Raw genomic sequence first — 15,170 nt, 5'->3', positions numbered from 1 at the left:
CCCAACGGAAGTGACGCTGCTGTGAATGACGAAACACCGGTCCGCGCCAAAAGCGCTGCGCCGCAGCCGGAGCCTTTGCTGGATACGTCCGGGGATTCCGACGAGCCCGCGTTCTCCTGGCTGACGCCTGCTGACGCGGACACGAACAGTGGGGAAGAGCCCCGCGGGGACAAGCTTGGTGGGGAAGAAGCCGGCATGGACAAGGCGGCCCGCCAGGAACCTGCGGCAAAGGGCAAAACCCCGCAGCCGGAAACCCGGGCCCACCGCAAGGCCGCCGAAGCCGCCGTCGAATCCTCCGCTCCCGGAAGCAACACAGCCGGACGTCCGGGCGCCGCATCGTCGGCTGCCGCCTCTTCAGCGGATGAGCCGGCCGGCAGCCCCGGTTCGCCGGTGTTCAAGGAACCCCTTCCTACTTCTGCGCTCCACGTCCGTCCCCCGAAGAGGAAGTGGAGCGCCGCAACGCCCAGCGTGAAAGCGCAGCGAACGCCAAGCCTGTGGCGCCGCGCTTCATGCAGGTCCTGCTCGCGATCATCTACCCGTTCATCCTCCTGATCGTGGCCGTCCGTGCGGTCACCACCCCGCTCTTCCTTTGGGTGGAGTACAACCGTCCAGGGTTCCCGGGCGACGGCTACGGATTCAGCACCGACGACAGGATGACCTACGGCTCCTACGCCGTGGATTACCTCCTCAACTGGGCCGGCCCCAGGTACCTGGGCGACCTGGTGCAGCGGAGCGGGGAAAAGCTCTTCAAGGACGGCGAAGTCAGCCACATGGCTGACGTCAAGGCCGTCATCCTCTCCACCGTCGGCGCGGGTGCGCTGCTGCTGCTCCTGGCGTTGATCGCCATCCTGTACCTGCGCAGGCGCAGCACCGGCGGGGTCCGGCGAGGGCTCTTCGCAGGCTCCATCATCACGCTGGTCCTGATCCTGGGCCTGGGCACACTGGCGGCCCTGGGCTGGCAGCAGTTCTTCACCGAATTCCACCGCGTCTTCTTTGCCGACGGGTCCTGGACCTTCAGCCTGGACGACACGCTGATCAGGCTGTTCCCGAGCCAGTTCTGGATCGACGCCGGCATCGCCATTGCGGGCCTGGTTCTCCTGGCGTCCCTCGTGACGCTGGTGCTCACGTGGCCCACCCGGCGCCGCCGCGGCGTTGCGCCGGAGGCCCGGGAGGCGTTGGCGGAGCAGGAATTGGTGGATCAGCCGTAAATTTTGGCGATTTCCGCCTGGTACTCCGTCACCACGGCGGACCGCTTCAATTTGAGCGACGGCGTCAGGTGCCCGGACTCCACAGTGAACTCGGCGTCGAGCAGCCTGAAGGTCCGCACCGACTCGGCCTTTGACACCGTCCGGTTCGCAAGGTCCACCGCCTCCTGGAGGGCGGCCAGTATCAGGGGGTCACCGGCAGCTTCCGTGAGGGGGAGCGGGGGCAGGCCCCGCTCTAACCGCCAGTTGGCAACCCCTTCCGGGTCCAGGGTCAGCAGGGCTGAGATGAAGGGCTTGCCGTCGCCCACCACCACCGCGTGGCCTACCAGCTGGTGGGTGCGGATCTTCTCCTCCAGGGGTCCAGGCGCTACGTTCTTGCCGCCGGCGGTCACCAGCAGGTCTTTCTTCCTGCCCGTGATGGTCAAAAAGCCGTCCTTGTCCAGTGCGCCCAGGTCACCGGTGCGGAAGAACCCGTCCACGAACGATTCAGCATTGGCTGCCGGGTTGTTGTGGTAGCCCTTGAACACGCCAATTCCCTTGACCAGGATTTCGCCGTCCTCGGCCACCCGGATGGTGGTCCCGGGCACGGGGATCCCCACTGTTCCCACTTTGGTCCGGGACGGGGTGTTGGCTGTGCAGGGCGCTGTGGTTTCGGTCAGCCCGTAACCTTCGAGGACGGGAATGCCTGCGCCGCGGAAGAAGTGTGCGTCATCGGAGGCCAGGGGGCTGGCGCCGGAGACGGTGTATCCAACCTCTCCGCCCAAAGCCTGGCGCAGGCGGGGATACACCAGGCGGTCATACACGGCGTGCCGGGCCCTGCTGAGCAGGCCGGGGCCCGGACCGTCGCCCCGGCTCTGCCGGTCCTGTTCCCGGGAGTACCCGATGGCGGCGGCCGCCGCGGCATCGAACAACTTTCCCCTGCCTGCGACGGCGGCCTTGTGCGCGGCCGTCGCCCGGACCTTTTCGAAGATGCGGGGCACCACCAGCAGGAAAGTGGGCCGGAACGACCCAAGGTCTTCCAGGAGCTGCGCCGCGCCAGGGGTGTGCCCCAGGGTTGCCCCCGCTGCGAGGCACACCACCTGGACGGCCCGGGCCAGCACGTGGGCCAGCGGCAGGAACATCAGGGTGCGGGCCTGGTCCTTCTGCAGGATTTCCGGCAGGAACGCAACGATGTTCCTGGCCACCAGGGCGAAGTTACCGTGCGTGATCTCGCACCCCTTGGGTTTGCCCGTGGTGCCGGAGGTGTAGACGAGCGAGGCGAGATCGGCCAGCCCTGCGCGGCTCCGCTGGCGCTCCAGCTCGGCGTCGCTGACGCCCGTGCCCGCAGCGGCGAGGCTGGCAAGGTCCGGGGCCTCGCCGTCGTAATCCATCCGCACCACGTTGACCAGGCGGTCGCTGAGCTCGGCGGAACCTGCCACCACGCCGCTGACGAGCTGTACAATGGCGCGGTCGCCGGCGAACACGCGGCGGACTCCTGCGTCCTGGATGATCCACTGCACCTGGCTTGCGGAGGACGTTTCGTAGATAGGTACGGTGACGCCGCCGGCAAACCAGATGGCAAAGTCCACCAGAGTCCACTCATAGGAAGTTCGGGACATGACCGCCACGGTGTCGCCGGGCTCCAGGCCGCCGGCGATCAGGCCTTTGGCCAGGGCGCTGACGTCCTGCAGGAATTTCTGCGCGGAAATGTCCACCCAGCCGTTGGGCCCCTTCCGCCGGTACAGGGCGTGGGCCGGGTTGGCGGCGTGCTGCTCCAGCAGCAGGTCAGTCACGTTGCTGTTGGCGTCAAGCTCAACCAGCAGTTCCGTGCTCGCTTCTCTCACAGCAGGTCTCCGTTTCCGCTGCCACGCCGCGGCAGCGGCTCCTTCAGGTCTCCCTTGCCATCCTGCCCTAGATCCAGGATGGCATCCACATCCGCACCTTCCAGTCGACGTACGGGATCACTTCGGCGGTCCAGATCGGGTAGAAAAATGCCGACAGCAGGACTGCCGCCGCCAGGAACAGCACCACCAGGTACAGTCCCGAGCGCCGGCGCCACGGGGGATCCGAGGACCGGCCCAGGACCAGGCCGAGGCAATATACCAGGGCAAGGACCAGGAAGGGTTCGAAGGACACCGCGTAGAAGTAGAACATGGTCCGCTCGGGATACATGAACCACGGCAGGTAGCCCGCGGCGACTCCGGCGAGCACCGCCCCGGCACGCCAGTCCCGGCGTCCGGCCCACCAGAACAGCAGGACCAGCAGGGCAATGGCGGCTGGCCACCAGACCAGCGGGTTTCCCACGGACAGGATGGCAGAGGTGCATTTCTCCACATTGCAGCCGGGGGTGCCCTGGGGCGGGGACTCATAGAAGAAAGACGTGGGCCGCCCCATCACCAGCCAACTCCAGGCGCTGGCCTGGTAGGGGTGCTCGGAGCTCAGGCCCTGATGGAATTTGTACGCTTCCAGGTGGTAGTGGATCAGGGACCGTACGGAGTCCGGGAGCCAGCTCCATTCCGCCGCCGGGTTGCTTTCCGCCCAATGGCGGAAGTAGGCGTTGTCCGACAGGAACCAGCCTGTCCAGGTGGCCGAGTAGACGATCCCTGCCACGGGGACCATCCCCAGGAAGGCCGGGATCCCGTCCCGGATAGCTCCGCCGCTGATCCAGCCGCGGATGCCCGCCACACGCCTGGCATTGAGGTCCCACAGCACCGTGAGGATGCCGAACCCGGCCAGGAAGAACAGGCCCGACCATTTTGTTCCCACGGCCAGTCCCATGCAGACCCCGGCGGCAACCCGCCACCAGCGCACGCCCAGCCATGGTCCGGCCAGCAGCGCCGCGGCCGGGGGCTGGCCGCCGTTCGCGGCAGCGGCGCGGGCCAGCCGGTGGGCCAGGCGGCGGCGCCCGTCATCGCGGTCCATCAGCAGTGCCCCAAAGGCGGCGAGGATCCAGAACGTGAGGAAGACATCCAGCAGGGAGGTGCGGGACATGACCAGGTGGTGGCCGTCGACGGCGAGGAGCAGCCCTGCGGCGCCGGCCAGTGGAAGCGAGCGGAACAGTTTCAGGGCGATCAGTGAGACCAGCAGCACGGTCAGGGTGCCCGTGAGGGCCGCCGCGAAGCGCCAGCCAAAGGGGTTCTCCGGCCCAAAGAGCCACATGCCGGCCGCGATCATCCATTTGCCCACCGGCGGGTGGACCACGTATTCGGGGGTGTTCAGCAGGACGTCCGGATTTCCGGCGTTAAAGGAATCGTTGGCCTTGTCCGGCCAGCTGCGTTCGTAACCGCTGATGAGGTAGGAGTAGGCATCCTTGACGTAGTACGTCTCGTCGAAGACCAGCTTGTGCGGCACTTCCAGGCGGACGAAGCGGAGGAGGCCGGCGACTACCGCCGTGAGGCCCGGAACCAGGATGAACCAGAGCCGGAGTGATGCCGGATAGTCGCGCCACGAGGTGGCGGTGCCGATGAGCCTCGCCTTGAGCGCTTCGACGGTGAACGCTTCGTCCGGCCGGCTGATCCAGGCCCGGGAAGTCGTCCCGGCCGTCTCTTCCGCAGTGGCGCCGGTTCCGGTGGAGGATGCCGCCGGGCTGGGTTTCCCGGCCCCGGCGGGCCGCGTCGAGGTCTGCGTCACGAGCCCCATGCTACCTTTTGCGGCTGGAAGACCCGGCAGCAGTAGGCTTGGTGGGTGGACCCGAACCCCAGCACCCTTCCCGAGCCCGGCCCTGCGACGGCGGGGCGGATTGTCCTTGCCGCCACTCCCATCGGGAACACGGGCGATGCCTCCGCCCGGCTGGTGGAACTGCTGGGAACGGCGGACATCGTGGCGGCCGAGGATACCCGGCGCCTCCACCGCCTGGTCCAAAGCCTGGGTGTCGCGGTTGCCGGCCGCATCATCAGCTACCACGAGCACAACGAGGCCACCCGGACCGCCGAGCTGCTGGACCAGGTACGTGCAGGCAGCACGCTGGTGATGGTGACCGACGCAGGGATGCCTGCGGTCTCGGACCCCGGGTTCCGGTTGGTGGAGGGGGCCATCGCAGCCGGACTCCCCGTCACCGCTGTTCCTGGGCCATCCGCCGTGCTCACCGCCTTGGCGCTCTCCGGCCTGCCCACGGACCGGTTCTGCTTCGAAGGATTCCTGCCCCGCAAGGCAGGCGAGCGGGCCTCCCGCCTGGCTGACCTGGCGGGGGAGCGGCGCACCATGGTGTTCTTCGAGGCCCCGCACCGGCTCGAGGCAATGCTGCGGGCCCTGCGGGAAAGGTTCGGCCCGGACCGCCGGATCGCAGTGTGCCGCGAACTGACGAAAACCTATGAGGAAGTCATCCGCGGCACGGTGGGCGAACTCCTCCAGTGGGCCGAGGACAACGAGGTCCGCGGCGAGATTGCCGTGGTCCTGGGCGGCGCCCCCGAACAGGCGGCAGGCACCCCGGAAGACCATGTGGCGGCGGTCAACGAACTGGTGGCCCAGGGCATCCGGCTGAAGGAGGCGGTCGCCGCCGTCGCCGAAGACGTCCGCGTCAGCAAGCGGGAGCTCTACTCAGCGGTCCTCGCCGCCCGCTAAGGCCCTAACAGGACGCCCGGCAGCCAACTCTGGAAGCATGGTGCCGTGCTGTGCAGCTGCACAGCACGGCAGCGAATCCGCAGTGCGCAACGGCGTAGACCATGGCAGGGCCCCGCAGTAGTCTGGCTGTTAATCAGCCCCATGATCCCGGTCACTCCGGCCGCGGCGACGGGCTGCCACAACCCTACCGACGAGGGAGTCATCGTGACTGTCACTGCACAGCCGGCCGTTACCGCCGAGCGCGAAACCCGGCTTTTGGCCTCCGTTCCCACCGGGCTGCTCATCAACGGTGAGTGGCGCGACGCCGCTTCAGGCAAGACGTTCGACGTCGAGGATCCCGCCACCGGGAAGGTGCTGCTGAGCATCGCCGACGCCGGCCCCGAGGACGGTGCGGCGGCCCTGGACGCTGCCGCAGCAGCCCAGGAGTCCTGGGCCAAGGTCCCGCCCCGCGAACGCGGCGAAATCCTCCGCCGGGCCTTCGACCTGGTGACGGAGAGGGCCGAAGACTTCGCCCTCCTGATGACCATGGAAATGGGCAAGCCGCTGGCCGAAGCACGCGGCGAAGTGACCTACGGCGCTGAATTCCTGCGCTGGTTCTCCGAGGAAGCAGTGCGTGCCTTTGGCCGCTACTCCGTTTCCCCCGACGGCAAGTCCCGCCTCCTGGTCACCAAGAAGCCGGTGGGTCCGTGCCTGCTGATCACCCCGTGGAACTTCCCGCTGGCCATGGCCACCCGCAAGATTGCCCCCGCCGTCGCGGCCGGCTGCACCATGGTGCTGAAGTCGGCGAACCTTACCCCGCTGACCTCCCAGCTGTTCGCCGCAGTCATGCAGGAGGCCGGCCTGCCCGCTGGTGTCCTCAACGTCATTCCCACCTCCACGGCCGGGGCTACCACCGGACCCCTGATCAAGGACTCCCGCCTCCGCAAGCTGTCCTTCACCGGGTCCACCGAAGTTGGCCGCCGCCTGCTGGCCGATGCCTCCGAGAACGTGCTGCGCACCTCCATGGAGCTCGGCGGCAATGCCCCGTTCCTGGTCTTCGAGGACGCCGACCTGGACGCCGCCGTTACCGGCGCCATGGCGGCGAAGCTCCGCAACATGGGCGAGGCCTGCACCGCTGCCAACAGGTTCATCGTCCACGAGTCCGTCGCGGCCGAATTCGCGGAGAAGTTCGCCGCGAAAATGAAGGAGATGACCACGGCCCGCGGCACTGAGCCGGAATCCAAGGTGGGGCCGCTGATCGATGCGAAGAGCCGGGACAAAGTCCACGAACTGGTCTCCGACGCCGTCGCTTCCGGCGCCAAGGCCGTCCTGGGCGGCGGACCGGTGGAGGGGCCGGGCTACTTTTACCAGCCCACCATCCTGTCCGGAGTCGCCGAGGGAACGCGCATCCTGTCCGAGGAAATCTTCGGCCCGGTGGCCCCGATCATCACCTTCGGCAGCGAAGACGAAGCTGTCCGCCTGGCCAACAACACCGAATACGGACTGGTGGCCTATGTCTTCACCAAGGACATCAACCGGGGTATCCGGATGGGCGAAAAGCTGGAGACCGGCATGCTCGGGCTGAACGCCGGCGTCATCTCCAACGCTGCGGCGCCGTTCGGCGGCGTGAAGCAGTCAGGCCTGGGCCGTGAAGGCGGGCTGGAAGGCATCGAGGAGTACCTCTACACGCAGTACATCGGTATCGCCGACCCATACGCCGGCTGATTCCGGCTGGAGACCAGCACAGTGCCGGCCGGGAAATTTCCCGGCCGGCACTGTGCGTTCAGCCGCCGCGGGACCTGCTGCCGGCGTCGTCCGTTACTGGCTCCGCCCGCCCCCCGGGACGCGGCAGGTTCCGGATGGTACGGCCCGCTGCGCTGAACGGCATTCCCAGCAGCAGCCCCAAACGGCGCATGACGGACCGGGGGAGCCAGGAGGCCGCCCACCGCCTGGACCGGGTAGCGTTCGCCTGGAGGGACTCCTCCACGGCGGCAACCCCGGCAGCAAAGTCCTCGCCCGCCGGCCCTTCACTGCCGGGACGGCCGTACCTGTGCTGTTCGAAGGCCGCGGTAAGGGATGCCACCGCCACGTGGGCGTCCCGGTCCATACCGTCCGGCTCGCCCAGCAGCGCGCTGCGGAACCGGGCCGCATAGGTCCTCGGCGTCTCGCTCTCTCCGGGCGGCAGCCCATAGTCGGTGCCGAGGTCCCTCAGTTCGCTCCACGCCAGGGGGACTGCCAGGTCCGGACGCTTGGGGTGCAGCCGTCGCGACCGGGTGCCGGCGCGGACCATATGCGGGGCGCCGGCCAGGAGCAGCAGGGCGCCGGCTCCGGCCGTGCCGAGGAGCCAAGGCAGCAACTGCGGGCCGTCGCCGGTGCCGCTGCCGCCTGCACCGGGCACGGGCTGCGCAGTTGCCGTGCCGGCCGGTGAGGGCACCGGGGCAATATCAGGAATGAGTCCGTCGTTGTTGCCCAGGGACTCGGCACCGGATGATGCCGAAGCCTCGGTGGCGTAATCGGGAACAACTCCGCGGGAGGGCGTTGGTTCGAACGCCACCCAGCCAAGCCCCTGGAAGTACAGCTCGGGCCAGGCGTGGGCGTCGCGCGCATCCGCCTCGTACTCCGGGAGCGAACCCTGCCCGGCCACCGTGATGCTGGCCCCGGTCAGCCTGCCCGGCGCGTAACCCACGGCAATCCTGCTCGGAATGCCTTCCAGCCTTGCCATTACCGCCATCGCGGAGGCGTAGTGGATGCAGTACCCGCTCTTTTGCTGCAGGAAGTCGGCCAGGACCGAGAGCCCGTTGCCGTCGTAGCCGCCCTGCACCGGTGATTGGAGCGAGTAAGTGAACTCGGAGGACCGGAGGTACTTCTGGATGGCCATGGCCTTCTGGTATGGAGTCCCCGCGCCTCCAGCTACGCTCTGCGCCGTGGCTTTCACAATGTCCGGCACATTGCCCGGGACCCTGGTAAACACATCGGCGATGCCCCGGGCCTGACCCGAGGACTGGGCCAGCAGGGCTGAAGTGAGCTTGGGCACCGCCGAGGTCACCAGGTACTCCTGCCGCCGGGTGGTGGTGTCAGTGCCCTTGATGCTCAGCGTGGCGGGATCCCAGGTCCACTGGCCGCCCAGGCCGCTGACGGTTTCCGGCGCATAGGGGACCGGGAGGTACGGGCTCGTGAAGGACCCGGCGTCGATGGCGGTGACAAGGCGCACCTGCTCGTCGGTGAGGACCGGATAGCCGGGGTCGATCCGGCCGTCCAACGGCACCCTGGAGCCGGTACGGTCATCCGGGCCCCAGGAGTCGCCGTCGAAATTCTCCACCGTCACCGAGCGAAGGTAGAGAGGTACGGGCGAATTGGTGGCGTACGTGATCCTGCCGCTTCCGTCAGGGGTGCGCAGGCTGCTGCCCAGCGTGATCATCGGGTTGAGGCCGGTGGAGCTGCCCCACGGGTTCAGCCGTGATCCCTGCGGGAAGGTGCCACGGTCGAAGCCGGGAATGGCCAGGGGCAACACCAGGGTGGCGGCCAGGGCTACGGCGCCGGTGACGGCAGCCCGCCGCATCAGCCCCGGGCTGCGTGCCGACCCGCCCTGCACCCTGCCGTCCGGTGCGAACCACTGGCTGCAGGCAAGGATCAGCAGGTACCCCGCCGCCGTGGCAACGAAACTCCAGGCGCCCACACTCTGGGGTTTGATCATGGCCGGGACCACCAGCAGGGCCAGCAGCCCGACGCCGGAAGCCGCGGGCATGCCCAACGGCACCGCGAGGGCATCGACCAGGATGACGGCCAGGCCGAGAATGGCGCAGACCACCATGACAATTCCGGCGTTCGGCGCCACGGGCGCTGTCTCGGCCAGGACTGTTTCGCTGGCGCGCTGGATCAACTTGTCCAGCTCAGGCAGTGAGGCTCCGGTGGGGAAGACCCAAAGGAAACTGGAACTGCGGAAAAACGTCAGGGTCAGCACCCCGCCCAGGGCCACGAACCCGCCGGCGGTCACCAGCAGGGGCTGGGCGCGGACGGAACGGAGTGCTGCCATGGTGAAGGCCACCGCCACTACCGTGGTCATGGCGGCCCAGTACCAGTTCCAGCCGCGAAGGACGCCGTTCAGGGACAGGGCAGCGCCGCAGGCCGCCGCCGCAATGGCTGCCGCCATGGCCCAGGGATAGGCCCCCGGGCCCGTTCGCCGGGCAGGCACCCCGGGATTGTCGTGCGCTTGCTGCCCCTCACCCGTTGGCCGGGCCGGTGCCATGGTCATTTGGCCACCCCCGCTCCCCGGCGGACCTCCGACGCCGGCGCCACCGGGAGGGCCGGCTCCTGCCCGAACTGGCCCCACACCGCAGAAAGCCGGGTGTTGGGCCCCGCGGCCACTGCCCGCCAGCCGCCCTGCCGGAGTACCTCCAGGACATGCTGGAACTCCGCGGGACGTTCCACCGCCAGGAGGGCGAATGCGTCCGTGCCATATGCGGCAGCCGGAGCCAGGGCCGCCGCTTCCTCGCCGGTAATCCGGCCCAGCACTGCAATCAGCGGCCCCCGCATCCGGTGGGCGGAGAGCTTGTCCATCAAGTGGTCGTCAAACGCCGGCGGCCCCTGGTCGATGCCCGGATGCGGCCGCGTTCCCGCGGCCCGGTGCTCCGCGGCACGCCCGCCTTTGTCCGGGAGTACGCCGTCCCGCCGTGGGTGGAGCGGGCCGGAGAGGTGGATCGCAGCCAGGCTTTCGGCGATCGACTGCAGGCCGGACGGGCCGCTGTACTCCTCGGCCGCCGGCTCGGGGGAAGAGGGCGAGTGCAGGAACGCTGGTTCGCCTCCGGCATCCAGCAGGCGAAGGCCGTAATTGCGTTCGGCCAGGTGCGCGCTGACGGATATGGCAGCAACAACCGACCATTCATACGTGTCGCTGGTGGCCGGCGCATGCCCGTCGTGGCCCCGCAGCCCCGGGGACGAGGTGCCCGGCCCACCTGCGAACGCACCGGAACGGTGGTCCAGGATAATGGTCGCCTCCGGCGTGGTCACGGATTCCTCCTGCCGGACCATCAGGGCCCCGTGCCTGGCCGTGGCAGCCCAGTGGACCCTCCGCATCGGGTCGCCGTGGCGGTATTCGCGGGTCATGACGTCGTCATCGCTCGGGTTCGCCCGGACCCGCGTGGCGGTGACGCCGTCGTTGCCCCGGGCTCCTGCCAATCCAGTGGCAGGCAGGACGACGGCGGCAGGCGTCACGGTGAGGACGTCGCCGTCGTCAATGGACCGCCGGTGCAGCGACAGACCGAAGGGGTCGGTGAACTCGGCCGTGACCGGTCCAATCCTGAACTGCCCGCGATACCTGGACGTGAGGTGGTATTCGTAGCGGCTGGTGCCGCCGGTGGCGGCGCGGGACGGGAACCGGAAGGCGGGCGGGTGGCCGAACTGCGCCGGGAGCCGCTCCTCCATGACCACCCGCCCGCTGCCCGGGCCGGTCCTGGCCACCGCGAGGGAGACCACCGCCGGCGCCGAGGTTTCCACCGGGGAGGGGTTGAATTCCCGGTAGACCCGGAAACGCGGTTTGACGAGGCGGACGCCGGCAAGGGAGACAAGGGGCAGCAGAAGCAGCAGCAGTGCCAGGGTCAGGAGGTCACGGCGTCCCATGACCTGGGCCGCAGCGAGCGCGAAGGCGCCTGCTGCCAGCATGCCCCACCCGCGCCTGGTGAACAGGTGCCGCGGGAGCTTGTCCAGGAGGGCCATGGCATCCGCCTAGCGGTTCCTGCTGCCGGCGGCGGCCCCGGCCCGGTCGGGCTGCCCGGCGGCAGCCTGCGGCACGGGCAGCCTGGACAGGATGCCCCGCAGGACGCTGTGCGGTGTTTCGCCGGCGCCGGCAGCCTTCCGGTCAAGGATGATCCTGTGCGCCAGGACTGCCTCTGCCACGTCGCCTACATCGTCCGGAAGGACAAAATTGCGTCCGTCCAGGGCTGCTGTGGCCTTGGCGGCGCGCAGCAGCTGCAGCATGGACCGGGGACTCGCGCCGAGCCGCAGCAGCGGGCTTTCCCTCGTGGCCCTGCCCACTGACACCGTGTATTCCTTCACCGGCCCGGACACGAACACCTGCTGGACGCTGGCAATCATGGCGGCGACGTCGCCGGCTGTGACCACGGGGGAGACGTTCGCCAGCGGCGAGACCGCCTGATGGGTCTCGAGCATCTCGATCTCGGCGTCCATGTCCGGGTAGCCCATGGAAATCCTGGCCATGAAGCGGTCCCGCTGTGCCTCGGGCAGCGGATACGTCCCTTCCATTTCGATGGGGTTCTGGGTGGCCACCACCATGAACGGCTCATCGAGTTTGTAGGAGGTGCCGTCCACCGTCACCTGGTGCTCCTCCATGCATTCCAGGAGTGCGGACTGGGTCTTGGCGGATGCCCGGTTGATTTCGTCGCCGATAACAATGTTGGCGAACACTGCACCGGGCCGGAATTCGAAGAGCCTGGAGGCCTGGTTGTAGATGGACACCCCCGTGACGTCGGAGGGCAGGAGGTCGGGGGTGAACTGGATGCGGTTGACGGTGCAGTCAATGGTGCGGGCAAGGGTTTTTGCCAGCAGGGTCTTTCCGACGCCGGGCACGTCCTCCACCAGCAGGTGGCCCTGGGCGAGGAGGACAGTGAGCGCCAGCTTGGCGGCATCGGATTTGCCGTCGATGACCGTGTTGACGGTGGTCAGGATGCGTTGCGCGGCTGCGTGGAAGGCCCCGGACTCCATGGGTGCCGGCCTGTGGCCGTTCAGGTGGCTGACGGGATCGGCGACGCCGGCCAGGTTGAGGTTCGGTGCGCTTCCATTGTTGGCAGTGCGTCGGTGGGGTTCCATCGGCAACCTTTCAGCCCGGGTTTCACCTGGACGTGACAGCAAGCCTGCCTTCGCCCCTCGGTGGGCGTGCGCGTGTGTTCGTTCCAGACTACTAACACAACTGCCCTGCCTGACAGAGAGTTCCGGCAAATATGGGGGAGTCATGTGGCCGCTAGGCTGATTGGATGTGCGAATCGTCCATTCCCCCCGCCTACCGGGCGCCTGCCGCAGATGCAACCACGGATCCCGGCCCAGGACGCCGCAGGAATTTCCCGCCGGCGCCGGAACCGTTGCCGGTCCCGGTCATGGACAACCACACCCACCTGGACTTCCCGGAAGGAAAGGGCCCGGTAGGGGTCAAGGCTGCCCTCGACGCAGCAGAGGCCGTCGGGGTGCTGGGTGCTGTGCAGGTTGGCTGCGACCTGGAGTCCTCGCGGTTCACAGTGGAAGCGGTGGACCTGGACGAACGGCTCCTGGGAGCGGTGGCACTGCATCCCAACGATGCCCCGCAGTACGCGGCCCGGGGTGAACTGGAAGCGGCCCTTGCCGAGATCGAACAGCTCGCCGCGCATCCCCGCATCAGGGCCATCGGCGAAACCGGGCTGGACTTCTACCGCACGGAAGGGGCGGGGCTGCGGCACCAGGAGTACTCGTTCCGGCGCCACATCGATATCGCAAAGCGGCTGGACCTGACCCTGCAGATCCATGACCGGGACGCGCACGGTGACGTGGTCCGGGTACTCCGGGAGGAAGGGGCGCCGGAACGGGTGGTGTTCCATTGCTTCTCCGGGGATGAAGACCTTGCCAGGACGTGCAATGAGCAGGGCTGGTGGATGTCCTTCGCCGGCACCCTGACGTTCAAGAACGCTGCAAACCTGCGGGCCGCGCTCGCGGTCGCTGACCGGGAGCTTGTCATGGTGGAAACGGACGCCCCGTTCCTCACGCCGCACCCGCACAGGGGGCGTCCGAACGCGAGCTACATGGTCCCTTACACCGTGCGGGCCATGGCAGAATTGACAGGCTCCGACCTTGCCGCCCTGTGCACCGCAATCAGCGAAAATACCGTACGGGCATACGGATCCTGGTCCTGATCGCTGCCTGCCGCACCACCGCCGGCCGTATACCTGGTATGCAAAAATGTTGGCTGCTTTATAACGCTACGGTTACAGTGGACAACTATTAGCCGGGGTCGGGGAAGGCCAACGGGTAATTTCACTCCACTTGCAGCCGGCCCGGCTTGACCAATATCCGGCCATTCAGCTGTGCGGAGTGTGGCGGCGCACCGGTGCCCGGACCCTCCTTTCTTTCGAGGTTGCTCCGGGAATTTTATTGCGCATTCCCCGTGCCCGGATGGACCGAGAGTTACGGGCAATCGTGATCAAGTTCTTCACATCGGACGGCAAGTTCAGCTTTATTAAGGTTGGCGCCCAGCTGCTGGTGCTTTGCGGCCTGGTCGCAGGCCTCGTAGCCTTCGTGGGCAATAACAAAACAGTCACGCTCAACGTGGACGGCCAAGCGTCGTCCGTGCAGTCCTTTGGTGGAACAGTGGCACAGGTGGTCAAGAGCGCCAACCTGGACCTGAAGCCCGGCGACCGCGTCTCGCCCTCCCTGGACGCCACCGTTCAGGACGGCACCATCATCAACATCAACCAGGCCAAGGAAGTCAAGGTCAGCCTTGACGGGGCCGAGAAGACGGTCAACACCACGGCGCAGGACGTCGAGGACCTGGTGACCGAACTCGGTGTGGCCAGCGCCTCCTCCGTGTCGGCGCCGAAGGATGCCACCCTTGCGCTGGCTGGTTCCTACGTCGCCATTTCCACGCCCAAGACCGTCAGCATCGTTGCGGACGGCAAGGTCAACACGGCCACCACCACCGCCCCCACGGTGGGCAAGGTCCTTGAAGACTCCGGAGTGACCCTCGGCGCCAACGACCGCACCTCGCAGCCGGCCAACGCCAACGTGGTGAACAACATGGTCATCAAGGTTTCCCGGGTGGACACCGGCCAGACCGCGGTCACCAGCGAGGACGTCCCCTTCGATACGGTCACGGCCGAAAGCGCTGACATGCTTAAGGGTGAGAAGCAGGTGACCCAGGCCGGGACCGCTGGGAAGATCGAGCGCACCTTCAAGCTGGTGCTTGTGGATGGCCGGGAGGCCTCCCGCACCCTGGTGTCGGAGAATGTCGCAGTCCAGCCCGTCACCGAGAAGGTCACCGTGGGCACCAAAGCCAAGCCGGCCGTCCAGGCCGCGGCGGCCCCCGCCGCTGCAGGTGCCAACACCGGCGCGGCAGCACCGGCCATGATGAACGAGGCCATGTGGGACAAGATCGCCCAGTGCGAGTCCACCGGCAACTGGAGCATCAACAGCGGCAACGGTTATTACGGTGGCCTGCAGTTTGACATCCAGACCTGGATCGGCGCCGGCGGCGGCGCTTACGCCCCGAATGCGAGCCTCGCCACCAAAGCCCAGCAGATCGACATCGCCAACCGCGTCTACGCTCAGCGCGGCCTGTCGCCGTGGGGCTGCGGCTGGGCAGCCAGCCGCTGATCCGCACGGCACAAGCGCAGCTGACGGCAATGGCCGGCCCCGGGTACTCCGGGGCCGGCCATTGCCGTTAGCCGGAAGGGCCGGCGTGCCGCGCGGGAT

At 67.9% G+C, this 15,170-nt stretch carries 9 protein-coding genes and 1 pseudogene; 5 read left to right on the top strand and 5 right to left on the bottom strand.

What is annotated here, in order from left to right; all coding sequences use genetic code 11:
* The first annotated feature begins 21 nt into the window (after nucleotides 1-21).
* Nucleotides 22-1,208, top strand: a pseudogene (locus tag NIBR502771_RS19465) (TIGR01906 family membrane protein).
* Here the strand turns inward: NIBR502771_RS19465 and NIBR502771_RS19460 are convergent.
* Together NIBR502771_RS19460 and NIBR502771_RS19455 are read right to left on the bottom strand one after the other, a co-directional pair.
* Complete coding sequence (locus NIBR502771_RS19460) at nucleotides 1,199-3,028, bottom strand: long-chain fatty acid--CoA ligase (protein ID WP_141161152.1); 1,830 nt, start codon at nucleotides 3,026-3,028, stop codon at nucleotides 1,199-1,201. The pseudogene NIBR502771_RS19465 and the gene NIBR502771_RS19460 overlap by 10 nt on opposite strands.
* Nucleotides 3,029-3,095: 67 nt before the next feature.
* A complete protein-coding gene (locus NIBR502771_RS19455) occupies nucleotides 3,096-4,823 on the bottom strand; it encodes a dolichyl-phosphate-mannose--protein mannosyltransferase (protein WP_141161151.1) in 1,728 nt (575 codons plus the stop codon).
* Nucleotides 4,824-4,868: 45 nt separating this feature from the next.
* Between NIBR502771_RS19455 and rsmI the strand changes: the two genes are divergently transcribed.
* Both rsmI and NIBR502771_RS19445 read left to right on the top strand, forming a co-directional pair.
* Nucleotides 4,869-5,744 carry a 16S rRNA (cytidine(1402)-2'-O)-methyltransferase gene (gene rsmI / locus NIBR502771_RS19450; protein ID WP_141161150.1) on the top strand — a complete coding sequence of 292 codons (876 nt, stop codon included), beginning with the start codon at nucleotides 4,869-4,871 and terminating at the stop codon, nucleotides 5,742-5,744.
* A 204-nt stretch (nucleotides 5,745-5,948) separates the two neighbouring features.
* Complete coding sequence (locus NIBR502771_RS19445) at nucleotides 5,949-7,448, top strand: NAD-dependent succinate-semialdehyde dehydrogenase (protein ID WP_141161149.1); 1,500 nt, start codon at nucleotides 5,949-5,951, stop codon at nucleotides 7,446-7,448.
* A 58-nt stretch (nucleotides 7,449-7,506) separates the two neighbouring features.
* On the opposite strand, the gene NIBR502771_RS19440 is transcribed toward NIBR502771_RS19445, so the two are convergent.
* Genes NIBR502771_RS19440 through NIBR502771_RS19430 form a run of 3 tightly spaced genes read right to left on the bottom strand, consistent with a single transcriptional unit; the run spans nucleotide 7,507 to nucleotide 12,545 of the window.
* Nucleotides 7,507-9,975: a DUF3488 and transglutaminase-like domain-containing protein gene (locus tag NIBR502771_RS19440; protein ID WP_141161148.1), complete on the bottom strand. Its 2,469-nt coding sequence runs from the start codon at nucleotides 9,973-9,975 to the stop codon at nucleotides 7,507-7,509.
* On the bottom strand, nucleotides 9,972-11,435 hold the full coding sequence (locus NIBR502771_RS19435; protein WP_141161147.1) for a DUF58 domain-containing protein: 1,464 nt from the start codon (nucleotides 11,433-11,435) through the stop codon (nucleotides 9,972-9,974). Before NIBR502771_RS19435 ends, NIBR502771_RS19440 begins: the two co-directional genes overlap by 4 nt.
* 9 nt (nucleotides 11,436-11,444) lie before the next feature.
* The gene (locus NIBR502771_RS19430) at nucleotides 11,445-12,545 is read right to left on the bottom strand and encodes a MoxR family ATPase (RefSeq protein ID WP_141161146.1); all 1,101 of its coding nucleotides are present in this window, start codon (nucleotides 12,543-12,545) and stop codon (nucleotides 11,445-11,447) included.
* Nucleotides 12,546-12,709: 164 nt separating this feature from the next.
* On the opposite strand from NIBR502771_RS19430, the gene NIBR502771_RS19425 reads away from it, so the two are divergent.
* The gene (locus tag NIBR502771_RS19425) at nucleotides 12,710-13,615 is read left to right on the top strand and encodes a TatD family hydrolase (protein ID WP_141161145.1); all 906 of its coding nucleotides are present in this window, start codon (nucleotides 12,710-12,712) and stop codon (nucleotides 13,613-13,615) included.
* A gap of 283 nt (nucleotides 13,616-13,898) precedes the next feature.
* Nucleotides 13,899-15,071 (top strand): resuscitation-promoting factor, encoded by a 1,173-nt coding sequence (locus NIBR502771_RS19420; RefSeq protein ID WP_141161144.1) that lies wholly within the window; start codon nucleotides 13,899-13,901, stop codon nucleotides 15,069-15,071.
* The last annotated feature ends 99 nt before the right edge of the window (nucleotides 15,072-15,170 follow it).

This window comes from Pseudarthrobacter sp. NIBRBAC000502771, from assembly GCF_006517215.1.
Classification (GTDB): Bacteria; Actinomycetota; Actinomycetes; order Actinomycetales; family Micrococcaceae; genus Arthrobacter; species Arthrobacter niigatensis.
Note: the sequence above shows the minus strand (reverse complement) of the source record. Positions and strands in the feature narration are given on the sequence as shown.

What these genes read in the sequence shown, in the direction of transcription:
- NIBR502771_RS19455 (WP_141161151.1), bottom strand. Translation starts at nt 4,823, where the DNA reads ATGGGGCTCGTGACGCAGACCTCGACGCGGCCCGCCGGGGCCGGGAAA.
- NIBR502771_RS19440 (WP_141161148.1), bottom strand. Translation starts at nt 9,975, where the DNA reads ATGACCATGGCACCGGCCCGGCCAACGGGTGAGGGGCAGCAAGCGCAC.
- NIBR502771_RS19435 (WP_141161147.1), bottom strand. Translation starts at nt 11,435, where the DNA reads ATGGCCCTCCTGGACAAGCTCCCGCGGCACCTGTTCACCAGGCGCGGG.
- NIBR502771_RS19430 (WP_141161146.1), bottom strand. Translation starts at nt 12,545, where the DNA reads ATGGAACCCCACCGACGCACTGCCAACAATGGAAGCGCACCGAACCTC.
- NIBR502771_RS19425 (WP_141161145.1), top strand. Translation starts at nt 12,710, where the DNA reads ATGTGCGAATCGTCCATTCCCCCCGCCTACCGGGCGCCTGCCGCAGAT.